Annotated in this window: 16 protein-coding genes; 5 read left to right on the forward strand and 11 right to left on the reverse strand. The window is 65.5% G+C overall.

What is annotated here, in order from left to right; genetic code table 11:
* The first annotated feature begins 173 nt into the window (after positions 1-173).
* The gene (locus DS843_RS00125; RefSeq protein WP_149466878.1) at positions 174-1,091 is read left to right on the forward strand and encodes a M48 family metallopeptidase; all 918 of its coding nucleotides are present in this window, start codon (positions 174-176) and stop codon (positions 1,089-1,091) included.
* Positions 1,092-1,182: 91 nt separating this feature from the next.
* Here DS843_RS00125 and DS843_RS00130 read toward each other — a convergent pair whose 3' ends face one another.
* The 11 genes from DS843_RS00130 to DS843_RS00180 form a co-directional block, all read right to left on the reverse strand.
* A complete protein-coding gene (locus DS843_RS00130; RefSeq protein ID WP_149466879.1) occupies positions 1,183-1,539 on the reverse strand; it encodes a HesB/IscA family protein in 357 nt (118 codons plus the stop codon).
* A 17-nt stretch (positions 1,540-1,556) separates the two neighbouring features.
* Positions 1,557-1,964 carry an iron-sulfur cluster assembly protein gene (locus DS843_RS00135; protein WP_145623600.1) on the reverse strand — a complete coding sequence of 136 codons (408 nt, stop codon included), beginning with the start codon at positions 1,962-1,964 and terminating at the stop codon, positions 1,557-1,559.
* 23 nt (positions 1,965-1,987) lie between these two features.
* Complete coding sequence (gene sufU / locus DS843_RS00140) at positions 1,988-2,455, reverse strand: Fe-S cluster assembly sulfur transfer protein SufU (RefSeq protein WP_149466880.1); 468 nt, start codon at positions 2,453-2,455, stop codon at positions 1,988-1,990.
* Positions 2,452-3,720 (reverse strand): cysteine desulfurase, encoded by a 1,269-nt coding sequence (locus tag DS843_RS00145; RefSeq protein ID WP_149466881.1) that lies wholly within the window; start codon positions 3,718-3,720, stop codon positions 2,452-2,454. Before DS843_RS00145 ends, sufU begins: the two co-directional genes overlap by 4 nt.
* 14 nt (positions 3,721-3,734) lie before the next feature.
* Entirely contained in the window at positions 3,735-5,090 is a 1,356-nt protein-coding gene (gene sufD / locus DS843_RS00150; RefSeq protein ID WP_149466882.1) for a Fe-S cluster assembly protein SufD, read from the reverse strand.
* Positions 5,091-5,092: 2 nt separating this feature from the next.
* Positions 5,093-5,845, reverse strand: a complete 753-nt coding sequence (sufC, locus tag DS843_RS00155; protein WP_149466883.1) for a Fe-S cluster assembly ATPase SufC — start codon at positions 5,843-5,845, stop codon at positions 5,093-5,095.
* A gap of 33 nt (positions 5,846-5,878) precedes the next feature.
* Positions 5,879-7,366 (reverse strand): Fe-S cluster assembly protein SufB, encoded by a 1,488-nt coding sequence (gene sufB, locus DS843_RS00160; RefSeq protein WP_149466884.1) that lies wholly within the window; start codon positions 7,364-7,366, stop codon positions 5,879-5,881.
* A 49-nt stretch (positions 7,367-7,415) separates the two neighbouring features.
* Entirely contained in the window at positions 7,416-7,898 is a 483-nt protein-coding gene (locus tag DS843_RS00165) for an SUF system Fe-S cluster assembly regulator (RefSeq protein ID WP_149466885.1), read from the reverse strand.
* A 275-nt stretch (positions 7,899-8,173) separates the two neighbouring features.
* Entirely contained in the window at positions 8,174-9,100 is a 927-nt protein-coding gene (locus DS843_RS00170; RefSeq protein ID WP_149466886.1) for a hypothetical protein, read from the reverse strand.
* The gene (locus DS843_RS00175) at positions 9,097-9,513 is read right to left on the reverse strand and encodes a phage holin family protein (RefSeq protein WP_149466887.1); all 417 of its coding nucleotides are present in this window, start codon (positions 9,511-9,513) and stop codon (positions 9,097-9,099) included. The genes DS843_RS00170 and DS843_RS00175 overlap by 4 nt, the downstream gene beginning before the upstream one ends.
* Entirely contained in the window at positions 9,510-10,505 is a 996-nt protein-coding gene (locus tag DS843_RS00180; RefSeq protein ID WP_149466888.1) for a hypothetical protein, read from the reverse strand. The genes DS843_RS00175 and DS843_RS00180 overlap by 4 nt, the downstream gene beginning before the upstream one ends.
* A 261-nt stretch (positions 10,506-10,766) precedes the next feature.
* Between DS843_RS00180 and DS843_RS31680 the strand changes: the two genes are divergently transcribed.
* The 4 genes from DS843_RS31680 to DS843_RS00200 all read left to right on the forward strand — a co-directional run bounded on the left by DS843_RS31680 (position 10,767) and on the right by DS843_RS00200 (position 15,925).
* Positions 10,767-12,176 carry a hypothetical protein gene (locus DS843_RS31680; protein WP_286191840.1) on the forward strand — a complete coding sequence of 470 codons (1,410 nt, stop codon included), beginning with the start codon at positions 10,767-10,769 and terminating at the stop codon, positions 12,174-12,176.
* An 804-nt stretch (positions 12,177-12,980) separates the two neighbouring features.
* Positions 12,981-13,520: a hypothetical protein gene (locus DS843_RS00190; RefSeq protein ID WP_149466889.1), complete on the forward strand. Its 540-nt coding sequence runs from the start codon at positions 12,981-12,983 to the stop codon at positions 13,518-13,520.
* A complete protein-coding gene (locus DS843_RS00195) occupies positions 13,513-14,313 on the forward strand; it encodes a response regulator transcription factor (RefSeq protein WP_167525149.1) in 801 nt (266 codons plus the stop codon). Before DS843_RS00190 ends, DS843_RS00195 begins: the two co-directional genes overlap by 8 nt.
* 58 nt (positions 14,314-14,371) lie before the next feature.
* Positions 14,372-15,925, forward strand: coding sequence for a sensor histidine kinase (locus DS843_RS00200; protein ID WP_286191842.1), 1,554 nt, complete (start codon positions 14,372-14,374; stop codon positions 15,923-15,925).
* Positions 15,926-16,083: the final 158 nt, after the last annotated feature.

Genomic DNA, 16,083 nt, shown 5'->3' on the forward strand with positions numbered 1-16,083 from the left:
GTTGACATTTTTATATGTATTGATTTGTATTTATGATTTCCTTTTTGGTTAATATATTTCCATGAGAGGGCTGATGGTCTCCAATTCAAATGTATGTATTTTAGCAAACTTGATTTAAAATATAGAAAGTGTTATTGTTTGGTGTTGATGGCAAAAATCAGTGGAGGTTTGTCATGGTAAGTTCCGTCGATGCAGGGGCTTATGAATTTAATCCGAAGGATTATGTCCACCGTGGCATAAATACTCGCTTCTTTATGGCGATAATAGGAGTTCTTCCAGCATTTTTGACGTTGGGGTATTTTGCTTTTTATGTACCGCAAGCGTTTGTTATTCTTGTTTTGTATATATTTTTCGTGGTGGCTGTTGTCTGGTTCCTGTTGGAGTTGATGAGGGCGGTTCTGATTGGAAATTCTGTGCGTGTCGGACCTGGGAACTTCCCAGAGATCAATAACATTTTAGAAGAAATAAAAAGAAAAATCAGGTACTCAAAAGATATTGAAATATACATTGTTGAAAATGGCTCTGTTAACATGTTTTTGTGCAGATTCTTCAGGACAAAGTTTATAGTGATAAATTCGGCATTCGTAGAGTCTTGTGAGACTTCAAAAAACTACAAAGATATAGAATGGTCTATAGCGCGTTTTGTCGGATATATGAAGGTAAAGAGAGATCATTATTTCCCTATTATCGACGAACTTATGGGTGCAATAAAGAAGGTTCCGCTGTTCAACCTCTTTATATTGCCATATGAGCGCTGTATCGTCTATTCAGGTGATCAAATCGGTCTTGCTGTGTGCGGAAGCTTGGAAGGTTCAATTGTTGGGCTCGGGAAGCTTCTTATTGGTAAGACTTTATACACGAAAGTAACAAACGACACCTTCATCAATCAGGCTAATAGATTGAATGGAAGCGTTTTTGCAAAGATTGCACGCTTCTTCTCAGAGTTCCCGTTCCTGACTGATCGGTATCTTAATTTGGTGGCGTTCAGTAGGGAAATTTATCGAGATCAGTACCAAAGTTACATAAAAAGCCATGACATAAACAGTGATTTCCTTCTCTATGCTCTAGAGAATCGGCATTGTTCCTGGTGAATTCCGTGCTCGGCAAGCATTCATAGGAAACTACAATGGATAAACGGCTTTTCTTTAAGGAAAGCCGTTTATCCACTGCAATTGAAGAGCCTCAAACGTGGAAGCTCTCGCCGCAGCCGCAGCGGCCCTTCTCGTTCGGGTTCTTGAAGACAAAGCCGGTCTGGAACTTGTCGTCGACGTAGTCCATCTCGCTGCCGATCAGGAACATGACCGCGGCGGGATCGATCAGGACGGTGACGCCCTTGTCCTCCACCACCTCGTCGAACTTCATCTTTTCCTTGGCGTACTGGATGTCGTAGCTGAGGCCGGAGCAGCCCTTCGCCTTCACGCCGATGCGCAGGCCGATGGTGTCGTCCGTCGCCTTGGACATCAGCATCCGCACGCGCTCCGCGGCGGCGTCGGTGATGGAGAGGGCCTTGGGGAGAGAAGCCGTAGAAGCCGTAGCCATGGGGGATCTTCGCCTCCTTAAAACATGTCCAGTTGGACCCGCGCGACCTCGGACATCATGCCCTGGTGCCAAGGGGGTTCCCAAACCAGCTCCACCTTGCATGTGGTGACGTCCTCGACGGACGCAACCGCCTGCTGCACCTGCATCGGCAGTTCGCCGGCCACCGGGCACATGGGGCTGGTCAGGGTCATGTCGATCTCGACCTCGTTGTTCGGGCCGATGTCGACGCGGTAGATCAGGCCCAGTTCCCAGATGTCCACGGGGATTTCCGGGTCGTAGCAGCTCTTCAGCGCCGAAATGACCGCCTCGCTCAGCGCGGCGCGCGGGTCGTAGGCCGCCTTGGCCGCGGCCATGTCCGCTTCGGTCTGGTTCATCGGCTTGGCCTCCGCGGCGTCGGCTTCCTTGGAGATCGCGTCATCGGGCATCACGTTCCACCGTTTCCTGCAACTTACTCGCTGCTCGCCTTGTCCTCGCCTTCGATGGCCGCGTTCATCGCGTGCCAGGCGAGGGTGGCGCATTTCACGCGCACCGGGAACTGACGGACGCCGGACAGCACCATCAGCCTCTCCATGGCGTCCTCGTCCACCGGACCGTGGTCGCCGTGGTCGTGGTCGTCCTTGGTGCACAGGTCGTGGAAGGTCTCGAACAGGGCCTTGGCCTCCGCCTCGCTCTTGCCCTTGACCACCTCCGTCATCATGGACGCGCTGGCGGTGGAGATGGCGCAGCCGCGGCCCTGGAAGGCCACATCCTCCACCACCCCGTCCTTCAGCTTCAGATAGACCATGAAGCGGTCGCCGCACATGGGGTTCTCGCCCTTGGCCTCCCGGTTGGCATCGTCGGGATGCCGGAAGTTCCGGGGGTTCTTGCCGTGATCCAGGATCACTTCCTGGTACAGCTCGCGCAGTTCGTCCATCATGCTCCGAAGAACTCCTTCACCGCGATCACCGAATCGACCAGAGCGTCGGCCTCCGCCCGCGTGTTGTAAAGGGCGAAGCTGGCCCGCGCCGTGGCGCCGACCCCGAAACGGTCCATCAGCGGTTCCGCGCAGTGGCGGCCGACGCGGACGGCGACGCCGTACTGGTCCACGATGGTGCCAAGATCGTGCGGGTGCACGCCCTCCAGCGTGAAGGAGATGATCGGACCCTTGCCCGGCGCGGTGCCGTAGACGCGCAGGCCGTCGATCTGGGAAAGCTGCTGGGTGGCGTACTGGAGCAGGTCGTGCTCGTGCGCCGCGATGGCGTCGCGGCCCAGCCTTTCCATGTAGTCCAGCGCGACGCCCAGCCCGATCACCTCGGTGATCGCCGGGGTCCCGGCCTCGAAGCGGGCGGGCGGGGCCTTGAAGGTGGTGCCCTCGAAGCTGACGCTCTCGATCATGTCGCCGCCGCCCTGATAGGGGGGCATCTTCTTCAGCAGGTCGTACTTGCCGTACAGCACGCCGGTCCCGGTCGGGCCGTACAGCTTGTGGCCGGTCATGATGTAGAAGTCGGCGTCGATGTCCTGCACGTCCACCACGCCGTGCACGGCGGCCTGGCTGCCGTCGAACAGCACCGGCACGCCGCGCTCGTGCGCCATGCGGGCGATGATCTTGGCCGGCGTCACCGTGCCCAGCACGTTGGAGCAGTGGGTCATCGCCACCAGCTTCGTCCGGTCGGACAGCAGGTCCTCATAGGCGTCCAGGTCCAGCACGCCGTGCTCGTCCACCGGGACGACCTTGATGCGGATGCCCTTTTCCATCTGGAGGAGCTGCCACGGCACGATGTTGGCGTGGTGCTCCATGACCGAGAGGATGATCTCGTCGCCTTCCGACAGGAAGGTCCGGCCATAGCTGTGGGCGACGAGGTTCACGGCCTCGGTCGCGCTGCGGGTGAAGACGATGTTGCGTTCCGACGGGGCGTTCAGGAAGCGGGCAACCTTGCGGCGGGCCTCCTCGAACTGGTCGGTCGCGGTCTGCGACAGGAAATGGACGCCCCGGTGGATGTTGGAATAATCCTCCTCCAGGAAGCGGGTCATGGCGTCGATGACCTGACGCGGCTTCTGCGCGGAGGCGGCGCTGTCCAGATAGACGAGCGGCTTGCCGGGCTTGCCCTTCCGCTCGTGCACGGTGCGCGACAGGATCGGGAAGTCGGCCCGCACGCGCTCGACGTCGTAGCCGGCGAGGGTGTCCGAAATTTGGGTGTCCATCTCCGGGTCCCTCCTCAGCGCGCGTTCTGCCAGTCGGCGACGTAGCTTTGGAAGGCGTCGCGGACGCTCTCCTCGGCGATCTCCTCCAGCGCCTCGGCCAGGAAGGCGCCGATCAGCAGGCCGCGGGCGGTCGCCTTGTCGATGCCGCGGGCGCGCAGGTAGAAGAGCTGGTCGTCGTCCAGCTCGCCCACCGTGGCGCCGTGGCTGCACTTCACGTCGTCGGCGTAGATCTCCAGCTCCGGCTTCGCGTCGATCTCCGCGGTGTCGGAGAGGAGCAGCGCGCGGTTCTGCTGGTAGCCGTCGGTCTTCTGCGCGCCGGGGCGCACGATGATCTTGCCCTGGAAGACGGCGCGGGCCTGGTCGTCAATGACGCCCTTGTAGACCTCGCGGCTGTTGCAGCAGGGCTGGGCGTGGTCGATGAAGGTCGTGGTGTCCACATGCTGGCCGCCGCGCACCATGTAGGCGCCGCTGACATGCGTGTCGCCCTCTTCGCCGTCCAGGACGCTGCGCACCTCGTTGCGCGACAGCTTGGCGCCGGTGGTCAGGATGAAGTTGTCGTACACGCCCTTGCCCGCCACCTTCGCCGCGGTGTGCGACAGGTGGAAGGAGCCGGCGTGCTCGCGCTGGGCCTTGTAGTGGTGGACCGACGCGCCCTCGCCGACGAACACCTCGGTCACGCCGTTCGACAGGGTGGTGCAGGACCCCAACCCGACGTGATGCTCGACGATCACGGCGCGGGACTCCGCCTCCGCGACGATCAGGCCGCGCGGGTGGAAGGCGGTCGGCTGCGCCTCGGTGCCGACGGAGACGAAGACCAGTTCGATGGTTTCATCGACCGTGACGCCGCGCGGCACATGCAGGACCGGTCCATCCGCCAGGAAGGCGGTGTTCAGCGCGACCAGCGCCAGATCGTCGGGAGCGGCGATGCGGCCCAGATGCTCGGCCACCAGATCGGGCCGCCGGGTCAGCGCGTCGGCGAGGTTCAGCAGTTCGACCCCTGCCGGCAGACCGGCGGTGGAGGACAGCTCCGCCCGGAAGCGCCCGTCCACGAAGACCAGCCGCGGCCCGGTCGCGCCGTCCGCGCGGACGGTCGGCAGCACGTCGAAGCGGACGGCCTCGCCGGTCCCGACCGCCGGCTGGAAGGCCAGCTTGTCGAGCGCGCGCAGGTTGGTGTAGCGCCAGGACTCGTTCTTCACCGTCGGCAGGCCGAGTTCCGCGAAACGGGCGCGGCCCTGGGCGCGCAGGTCGTTCAGCCAGGACAGGCCGCCGCCGGGCAGGCCGTCCTTGACCCGGTCGAACTGCTCCAGGAAGGGCTTGGCCGCCGCCGGGTCGTAGCCGCGGGGGGCTGCCGTGAGGGTCGTGCTTGCCATGGTCAGGCCGCCTCGTTCACGCCGAATTCGGCGTAGCCGTTCTTCTCCAGCTCCAGCGCCAGTTCCTTGCCGCCGGAACGCTGGATCTTGCCAAAGGCCAGCACATGGACATGGTCCGGCACGATGTAGTCGAGCAGGCGCTGGTAGTGGGTGATGACCAGCATCGACCGCTCCGGCCCGCGCAAGGCGTTGACGCCTTCCGCCACGATCTTCAGCGCGTCGATGTCCAGGCCGCTGTCCGTCTCGTCGAGGATGGCGAACTTCGGCTGGAGGACGGCCATCTGGAGCGTCTCGTTCCGCTTCTTCTCGCCACCGGAGAAGCCGACATTGACCGCGCGCTTCAGCATCTCGTCGGTCATGTTCAGCGCCTTGGTCTTCTCGCGCACCAGCTTCAGGAACTGCATGGCGTCCAGTTCCGGCTCGCCGCGCTGCTTGCGGATGGCGTTCAGGGCGGACTTCAGGAAGGTGGTGTTGGCGACGCCGGGGATTTCGACCGGGTACTGGAAGGCCAGGAACAGGCCGGCGGCGGCGCGCTCCTCCGGCTCCATCTCCAGCAGGTCCTTGCCGAAGAAGCTCACCGAGCCCTCGGTGATCTCATAGCCGTCGCGGCCGGCCAGCACATAGCTGAGCGTGCTCTTGCCCGAGCCGTTCGGCCCCATGATGGCGTGCACCTCCCCGGGGTTGATCGTCAAGTCGATGCCCTTGAGGATTTCCTTGCCGTCCACCGTGGCGTGCAGGTTCTTGATCTCGATCATCGTTTCTTCTTCCTTCGCGATACGGTGGGCGGTTCAGCCGACGCTGCCTTCAAGGCTGATGCCGACGAGCTTCTGGGCTTCCACGGCGAATTCCATGGGCAGCTCCTTCAGCACTTCCTTGCAGAAGCCGTTGACGATCAGCGACACGGCGTCCTCTTCCGACAGGCCGCGCTGGCGGCAGTAGAAGAGCTGGTCCTCGCTGATCTTGGCGGTCGTCGCCTCGTGCTCGATGCGGGCGGTGCGGTTGCGGCTCTCGATGTAGGGCACCGTGTGAGCGCCGCACTGGTCGCCGATCAGCAGGCTGTCGCACTGGGTGTGGTTGCGCGCGCCCTCCGCCTTGGGCAGGATCTTCACCAGCCCGCGGTAGGTCTGCTGCGCACGACCGGCGGAGATGCCCTTCGACACGATGGTCGAGCGGGTGTTCTTGCCGATGTGGATCATCTTGGTGCCGGTGTCGGCCTGCTGGAAGTTGTTGGTGATGGCGACCGAATAGAACTCGCCCACCGAATTGTCGCCCTGCAGGATGCAGCTCGGGTACTTCCAGGTGATGGCGGAGCCGGTCTCCACCTGCGTCCAGGAGATCTTGGAGTTGCGGCCGCGGCAGGCGCCGCGCTTCGTCACGAAGTTGTAGATGCCGCCGACACCGTCCGCGTTGCCCGGATACCAGTTCTGGACCGTCGAGTATTTGATCTGCGCGTCGTCCAGAGCCACCAGTTCGACCACCGCGGCGTGGAGCTGGTTCTCGTCGCGCTGGGGCGCCGTGCAGCCTTCCAGATAGCTGACGTAGCTGCCCTCGTCGGCAATGATCAGCGTCCGCTCGAACTGGCCGGTGTTGGCCTGGTTGATGCGGAAATAAGTGGACAATTCCATCGGGCAGCGCACGCCCTTCGGGATGTAGACGAAGCTGCCATCCGTGAAGACCGCGCTGTTCAGCGTGGCGTAGAAGTTGTCGGTGTAGGGCACGACGGAGCCGAGATACTTCTGCACCAGCTCCGGACACTTGTGCACGGCCTCGGAGATCGCGCAGAAGATGATGCCCATCTCCTCCAGCTTGGCCTTGAAGGTGGTCGCGACCGACACGCTGTCGAACACGGCGTCCACGGCGACCGCCGGGCTCCGGCCCTCGGACCCCTCGACGCCGGCCAGGATCTCCTGCTCGCGCAGCGGGATGCCCAGCTTCTCGTAGGTCTTCAGCAGTTCGGGATCGACCTCGTCCAGCGACTTCGGGCGGTCCTTCATCTTGGGCGCGGCGTAGTAGTGCGCGTCCTGATAATCGATCGGCGGATAGGACAGCTTCGCCCAGTGGCGCGGCTCCTCCATCTCCAGCCACGCGCGGAACGCCTTCAGGCGCCATTCGAGAAGCCATTCCGGCTCCTCCTTCTTGGCGGAGATGAAGCGGACGGTGTCCTCGTTCAGGCCCTTGGGCGCGACATCCGATTCGATGTCCGTCGTGAAGCCGTACTTGTACTTCTGCTCCGTGACGGCGCGGACCTGTTCGACGGTTTCGGTCGTGGCGGCCATGCTTGTCTCTCGTTCCCTGAAAGCGTTGTCCGAATAAGGCGCCGAAACGTCAGACGGCGGCGCGCCGTGCCGGGGTCGAACCGGCTTCCATTCCATTCAGCGGGCCGGGCGGAGCCTCCGCCCAGGCGGGCGGTCCCATCATGTCGGCCAGCGTCACCTGTTCCAGCGCGCCGCGGATGGCGCTGTTGACCTTTTCCCAGCCTCCGCGCATGGGGCACAGGCGCTGCACCCCGCACTGGCTGTCGGCACCCTCCACGCAGGCGGTGAGCGCGATCGGCCCATCGAGCGCGGTGATGATCTCGGCGATTGAGATTGCGTCGGCGGTGCGGCTGAGCGCATAACCTCCCGCGGCGCCGCGGTGCGAGGTCGTGAGGCCCGCCGGGGTCAGCGTCTTCATGAGCTTGGCGACCGTGGGGGAGGGCACGCCCGTGCGCTCCGCCAGATGGGTGACGGTGTGCACCGTGCCCACATGGCGCGCCATTTCGCTCATCACGACGATGGCGTAGTCGGTCAGCTTGCTCAGCCGGATCATGACCACCCCGATACAGGACTAAATTGGTCCAGATTAGGTGGTCAACATACGACCTTTGTCAAGCGGAACCGGAGCCGGATAACCGGGAAAAGCACTCGGGTATAAGGATGGCAGGACTGCGCCCGGCGCACGCTGCGGCGAACTGTCGCGGATGACCCGCGGCAAGGGAGAAACCACGCGCCACAGTCGGAATGAAAGCCGGCCCCGCGGCTGGAGCCGCGGGGCCGGTGCAGTCGGCGTGGAACCGGAAGGAAGGCCGACCCTCGGGCCGGTCGTCAGCCCGGCTTGCGCGCCTCTTCCCTGGCGGCGTCGCTGGCGGCGCTCACCGCATCGCCGACCTCTTCCTTGGCCGCTTCGACGGCGGCGCGGGCGGCGCGGGTGCCGCGGTCCATGGCATCCATGGCCACTTCCTTGGCGCGGTTGGTCGCCTCGTCGGCGTAGTCGCCGACCCAGCGGTCCTCATAGCGGGTGGACGGGATGCTGGCGCCCAGAGCGGCTCCCAGAGCGACGCCCATCACGCCGGCCACCATGGGGTGATCGTCCACCATCTCCCAGAAGCGCCCGGTCGCGCTGTGCAGGCGGTCCGACGCCCGCATGTGGCCGGCGTTGCCGTAACTGCCGCCGGACTGGTGGCCCATGTCGCGGCGCATGCCCTGCGCCCGGTCGCGGGCGTGGTCGGCCATTCCGCGCACGCGGTCGCCGGCATCCTCCACGGCATCGCTCGCCCGGTCATAGACGTGGCTTGCCGCCTCGCGCACGCTGCTGCCGGCGCTGTAGAAGGTGTCGCGGGCGTATTGAGCGGCGCTGCCGGCCCGGTCGCGGACGTTGTGCATGGCGCCGCTGCGCGCGATGCGCCGGTCGTAGCCGGAGGCGGTCAGGGCGAGCCAGCCCAGCCCGATGCCGATCATGGCGAGTGGGATCGGGTTGCTGCGCATGGTGTCTCCGACCGAGTGGGACCGCTGGTGGCTCTGGTTGCGGATCGGCTCGTAATAGCGGTTCTCGGCGCGGTCGTTGCCGTAGCCGCCGGTGGAGGTGTGCATCCGGTTCATGGTCTGCTCCATCAAGTGACGGGGAGCGAGCCGCGCGGTCTTGCGCTTCAGGATCTGGATCGTGTTCCCGATCCGAGCCTGACGTTCGCGGATCTCCCGTTGCATCGCGTCATAGTCGCGGGGCGTGCCGCCCCTTTCCTCACCGCTGCTCATCGGGCAAGCTGGGAGCGGGCCCAGCGCTTGTCGTCGCGCAGTGTTTCGATGGTGCGCTGCGGCTGGAGATTCTCCGGACTCAGCCGCTTCTTGCCCATCATCGCCAGCACCCCGCCGATGGCCAGCACCACGACGCCGACGATGACGGCGGCCAGCCATGGCTCGACCACGTTCGAAAGCGCCAGCACCGCCGCGGCGAGAAGGACCAGAACACCCGCGAAGGCGATCAGCCCCCCGGCGGCGACGAAGGCGGCGCCGCCCGCGGCCTGACCGGCCTTTTCGGTCAGTTCGGCCTTGGCAAGCTCGATTTCGGTGCGGGCGAGATTGGTGGTTTCCCGCGCCAGATCGGCGAACAGGCCGGCTATGGGACGGTCCTGCCGCGGATCGTAGGAACGATCCTCCGCAGCGCTCATGGTTTCATCCCCTGGGCAGGAGTGCCGGAGGCCGGCTTGTTCTCGGAGGTGGAGCCCGGAGTGTTGCCGGCCACCAGTTCGGCGGCATCACGGGTGCGCGCGGCGGTGGTCGCCGCGGTGGCGACACCCAGCGGGCGCGGCCCCTCCTGGTTCCGGGCGATTCCGCCGCCGGCCGACGTCATGCCAGAAGACGTCATGCCCGACGAACTCATGCCGGTCGAGGTCATGCCGGAGGAGGACATGCCGGACGACAGGCCGGAGCGCGGACGCGGTGCGGTGGCGCTGCTCATGGCCGCCGAACCGGCGATCCCGCCGGCCATGCCCCGGCTGCGCCCGGCCAGATCGCGGTCGCCGCCGAGGGACTCCTGCCCGGTGCGGTCGGCGCCCTGCAGACCGAAGTCGCGGTAGTCGTGATCGCGGCGGCCGCGGTCGTACCGGCTGTAGCCGCCGGTCAGATGCGACGACGTCGCGCCGCGAAATCGCCGTTCTCCGGAACTCTTGACGAAGCGGGCGAACAGGAAGCCGACGGCGAAGGCGGCGCCGACGAACACTTCCGGCTGGCGCCGCGCGAAACGCTCCACCTGGCCGACCATGTCGTCCACGGTGGAGTTGCGAAGCATGTCGGCCACCTGCTCCACACGGTCGGCGGCCTGCCCGGCGTAATGGGCGGCGGTGCCGTTGTTCTCGTCGTTCAACTGCTCCGCGGCCTTGTGCAGCGCGTTGGCGACGCTGCCCAACTGGTCGGCGGCCCGGCCCGTCTGCATCTCCAGAAGCGAGCGGATGCGGCCCTGCGCGGCGCCGATGCTGTCCCGGCCCGCGTCGGCGGCCTCCCCGGCCAGACGGTTGATGTCGTCCGAGGGCGCCCTGTTCTGCGAATGGTCCTTGCCGTGCCCATTGTTGGCCGTGGAATTGTTGGCCGTGGAATTGCTGGCCATCGGGTCCGACGCCTTGCGGTTCGGTTCGCCGGTGCCCAACGTATCGCGGTCTGCCATCTGTTTTCCTCCTCGGGATCGGTCGCGGACATGTTCCGGTTCGCGGCCTGCGGCAATTCGCCGCGCTCTGCGGCGTCCGATGTCGGGAATCAAACACGGCCACGGGCATCGGAGTTCCGGTGTGTGTATTGCGTTCCGCAGGAGCAACGCTGGGTTGCCGGAGCGCGCACCAGGGGTTCTGCCGGAATTGGACGTTCCGTGAAAGTGTGCTAAACTTATCCGAGAATTCGCTAGGGTTCCTATGAACCGGGGGAGGCGGTCGTGAGCGGCATCTTTTCCGTCCTGTCCGGCGGCCAGACCAGCATGTTCCAGCTCCAGCAGGCCAAGAAGGACTGGGAGCGGGCCATGGACGCCATGGACGACAAGGACGCCACGCAACGCCTTGCCGACAAGGCCGACCGGGCGCAGCAGCCCTTCACCCTGTCGCCGGAGCAGCAGAGGAACCACACCGCCGCGGTCAGCGCGCTGGAGGAGGCCAAGCGCGTCGGCGGCCCGAAGGCCGTCGCCGCGCAGCGTCTGGAGGAGGTCGAGCGCAAGATCGCCGAACTGAAGATGATGATGCGCCACAACCACGGGGACCGGGAGAAGCTGGCGCAGTTGGCGCGTGAGGCCGCGATCCTCGCCAAACAGGCGGGTCGGGCGGCGAAGGAGTACGGCGCGGGCATGGCCGCCGCCGCGGAGATGGGGCTGCCCGGCGGAGCCGGAGCGCCGTCCGCCGGCGGCATCACCATTGAGCGGACGATCACCCGCACCTCCGTAACCATCGTGCAGACGGAAATCGCCGTCGACGTGACGATGACCATCCGCGGCGATGGCTCATCGCCGGGGGATGCCCCGCCGGACGCTTCCACCGCTCCGCCTCCGCCTCCGCCGCCGCTTCCGACGGACGGGACGGCCTCCCAGCCCGCCGGCCAGACCATGGCCGCGGGCATGGCGGAGGGGGAGGAGGCGGCGGAGGATGGGGAGGCGCGCTCCGCCGAAGCCGCAGCGGCGGAGGCCGCCGGTCTGGCCGGTCAGGCCACCGCGCAGGGAGCCGGGGAGAACGGCGGAGAGGCTGCGGATGGACGGTCCGCCACCGGCAGGACGGACGAAGAGAAGGACAAGGAGAAGGCCGAAGGGAAAGCCGCGGACGGGGAGGGGGGCAGCCTCGACCGGCTGTTGCAGGAAGAGGCGCCCGGCCTGAACGCCACGTCGGCGGCGCCCAACGGCGACAAGATCCGCAACTACATCCAGCGGATGATGGCGGACAACGACCTGAAGATGTCGCGCTACCGCGAGGCGGACGAGTTCGGGCGGCGGGTCGAAGCGGTGCTGGCCGCGGCGAAGACGGTCATCGCCGAAGCGAAGGCCGCCAACGAACTGGATCAGGCGGAGGAGCGGCGCAAGGCGCGGAAGGAATCCTTCAAGGCCTATGACAAGGTCGTGGAAGAGGCGCAGGACAACGTCAACGAATTGCGCCAGGCGGCCTTCGGGTCCAGCGTCACCCTGAAGGACTTCGTGGAGGCGGTGAGCGACACGGACGACGTGGATGGCCGCCTCGGTGATCCGGAACTGGCCGACCCCTCCGCCGTCAACGGCATGAACACCGTCTCCGCGGAGGGGGCGGGGGTGCAGACCGGGGCGGACATCGCCATGACGACGCCGTCCGGTTCGGTCAACGTCTTCGCGTAGGATCGCCGGCGCCCCGGACCGGAGGGCACCTCCTCCGTGGGATCAGACGGACAGCCAACGGGATTATCCCTACCAGGGTAAGGCCGACCATTTCGCAGTCAATACGGTCTTGACCGCGGGGTTGGACAGGCGCAGGATCGTCGGTGTGAAGGTTGATGCTCGAAAAGCATTGAACGCACAGTGCCGACCGGCGGTCATGCCGGCCGGATAGAAGGCTGGAGTTCAAGCGGCAACATCGCCTGAGGCGCCCCTGCGGCGTGCTCATCTTATAGATACTGTTGCCCGTCCGGCTGACCGGCGGCGGAGCCATACCCGGGTGGCTCCGCCGCCGATTGTTTTTCTGGGCATCCTTCCCGTCCCTTCCCCAGCCTTTCCATCCGCCGTTCCGTTCCACCGCCCGTGAGCGCTTGCCGTCTCGCGTCCGGTGCGCACATCCCACCGGCAGCTCGCGCCTTGGAATAATCCAAAGGAAAGTGTGGGTATTCGAGGCGATCACTCTCCCACGATCTAGCCTGCAAATAAGCAATTTAGTTCGAAATCCGCCCTATCGATAGGAGTAGGAACAAAAATTGGCCGCAAATGTGCGCAAAAAGGGGGTATCAAACAGGGGCTTAACGCCACATTAACCAGACTGGACTGACCTTGATCTCACGGAGGCGGCAAGTGCAGGCATGGTGCCGGCCACACCGCCCGCGAATTCAACCACGATGCTTGAAAGGCCCGACGATGACCATGACGGGTGCAATATGCGAAGTGGCTGGAACCAACGCCGGAGTGGGGTGCCGGCGGCGGAAGGCGGGCCTTGTGCTGGCGGTTCTGCTGCTGGCCGGGTGCCCCGGCACCACGGTTCCTCCAGAGACGCAGACCGCCGGACCGACCGCCATGGCCGTTCCGGTGCCGAAGACGAAGCCTGCTCCGCCGCGCGTCAAGACCGCGGGCAAGGAGCAGGCGGCCACGCAGGCGGTGAACGGTCCGGGGACCGGCCCCGCAGCGGCGGTCATCGCCATGGCCGGGACAGAAGTGGCGGGGCTGCCCCCCGTTCCTTACGGCGGCTCCAGCCCGCCCGCCACCCTGTCCCCCGAAACGCTCGTCGGCCTGGACCAGCTCCAGACCCGGCGTCTCCTGGGCACCCCTGCCGCAACGGAAGAGGCGCCACCTGCAAAGGTGTGGCATTACGCTAAGGGCGACTGTTCGCTCAAAGTCTTCTTCTTCATGGACATGACGTCCTCCCAGGACTTCCGTGCCCTCTCCTACGATATGAAGAGCAGCGAAAATGTCCCAGATGTCGATAAACGATGCTTCGCTCAACTCCTTGCCCAAGGCTGGGATGTCCGCAATGACTGAGGCCGCCGTCGCCCGCGTGGCGCTGGTCGACGACGACGACCTGTTCCGCGAATCCCTCAGCCTCAACCTCGCCGACGAGGGGTACGAGGTCGTTACCTTCGACCGTGGCGAACCCGCGCTCGACTTCTTCGCCGAGGGCGGTTCGGTGGACATCGTCCTGCTGGACTGGCGCATGCCGAAGATGGACGGCATCGACGTCCTCCGCCAGATGCGCGCCCGCGGCATCGACCTGCCGGTGATCTTCCTCACCGTGCTGTCGGACCAGATCTATGAGGAGGCCGCCCTGGCCGGCGGCGCGCTGGACTTCGTCGAGAAGTCGCGCAGCCTGTCGATCCTGCTGAAGCGCATGCGCCTCATCGTGGACGGCTCCAAGGGCACGCCGGAGGAGGCCGAAGGGCCGAAGGAATCCGTCTACGCCCTGGGCAACCTGGAACTGCGCCTGGACAACAGCCGCGCCCTGTGGGGCGGCAAGCGCATCGACCTGACGCTGACCGAGTTCAACATCGTCAAGCTGATGGCGACCCGCCCCGAAGAGGACGTGTCCTACCGCGAGATCTACGACCTCGTGCACGGCAAGGGCTTCCTGGCCGGCTACGGCCCGTCGGGCTACCGCGCCAACGTCCGCGCCTTCATCAAGCGCATCCGCCAGAAGTTCCGCGTGGTGGACGCCGAGTTCGATTGCATCGAGAACTATCCGGGCTTCGGCTATCGCTGGGGCAACGGAACCGGCGGCACGGGCCGCACGCGCGACGACGACGCCGATGTGATGGCCGATGGCGCTGCTGCCGATTGAGGCCCACGGGCCCGATGGCGGGCGGGACAGGGCGGAACTCTCCAAGGGAGGATTCTCCATGGCGGGTTTTCCCGGAGGCCGGCTGCGGTGGCTGTGGCGCTCGCTGGCCAGCCGGCTGGCGCTGCTGACCATCGTGTTCCTGGCGGTCCCGGTGCTGATCTACGATCAGTTCCAGCGGGCCGACACCACGACGCAGACCCTGCTGCTGCAAAGCGCGCAGCGGCAGGGCGAGCTGATCGCCCGCGCGCTGGAGCCGGACCTGTCCCGCGCCAACCGCGCGGCCCTGCCGCAGCTCGGCCCCATCCTGCGCCGCTTCGCGGACGGGAGCACCCGGCTGAAGCTGCTGGTCCGGCCCCGTGCCCTGGCCGGCAACAACCTGATGGGAAGCGACGGATTCTATTACGTCGCCGCTTCCCCATCGGTGCCCACCGACGATCTGGACGCCGAGCGCCACCAGCTTCTGGAGCAGGGCGTTCTGGACCGGCTGGGCGCTTCCTGCGCCGGGAACGAGCCGCTGGCCCTGCGCCTGCCGCGCGCCTCCGGCGGCTATGAGATCCTCACCTCCGTCACGCCGATCAACACCGCCTTCGGCTGCTGGGCCCTGGTGACCAGCCACACCGCCGGCGGCTATCTGGACTCCTCCCTGGGGCGGCCCTATTGGAGCACGCCGGTCGTCCAGGCCGCGGCGACGATCTACGTCGTCATGGCGGCGCTGGTGTTGGCCGTCCTGCTGGGGGTGTGGCGCAACCTGCACCGTTTCGGCGATCTGGCCCGCGACATCGTGTCGGGCGGGATCGGCGACGGCGGGCAGGGGTCCTTCACCAACCGCAACACCGTGCCGGAACTGTCCGGCGTGGCCGAGGACTTCGACCGGCTGGTGGACACTCTGCGCGAGAGCGCGCGGTCGCTGCGCCGGGCGGCGGAGGACAACGCCCACGCCTACAAGACTCCCATCGCGGTCATCCGCCAGTCGGTGGAGCCGCTGCGCCGCTCCCTGTCCGCCGGGGACAGCCGCAGCCAGCGCGCCCTGACCATGATCGAGAAGTCGGTGGACAAGCTGGACGGTCTGGTGTCCTTCGGGCGCCGCATGGACGAGGCCGCCGCCGATCTGCTGGTCCCGCCGCGCCGCCGGGTGGACCTGTCCGATCTGGTGGAGCGGATGGCCGGCGGCTACACCAGCCTGCTCGCCGAACGGCAGCTCCACATGCGCTCGCGCATCGAATCCGGGGTGGTCGTGCGGGCCAGCGAGGACATTCTGGAAACGGTCATCGAAAACCTCGTGGAGAACGCCGTCAGCTTCTCCCCGCCGGACGGCACCGTCAGCGTGCGCCTGTCCCGCAACGGCGCCTGGGCGGAACTGGTGGTGGAGGACGAGGGGCCGGGCGTCGATCCGGCGAACCTGCCGCGCATCTTCGAACGCTACTTCTCCCAGCGCGAGCCGGGGCGGGGCATGCCGGAGGACACGGCGGCCCAGAACCAGGCCGAGGCGACCCATTTCGGCATCGGCCTGTGGATCGTGCGGCGGAACATCGAGGCGTTCGGCGGCAAGGTCCGCGCCGAGAACCGCCCGACCGGCGGGTTCCGCATGACCGTGACCCTGGCGGTGGCGTAACGCGGGGGGCTGGCGCCCTGTACGCGCCCAACTCGTACGGATGTGGCCGGACCGCATGTCCGGTCACACGTACGGAACAGCTTTGTCCCCCATCCTGACCTTGCTCATGGCCCGATCGGGCGATACCGTGCGGCCCGACCCCCGAAGGGCAAGGCAGG

This window comes from Roseomonas genomospecies 6, assembly GCF_008365375.1.
Taxonomy (GTDB): Bacteria; Pseudomonadota; Alphaproteobacteria; order Azospirillales; family Azospirillaceae; genus Azospirillum.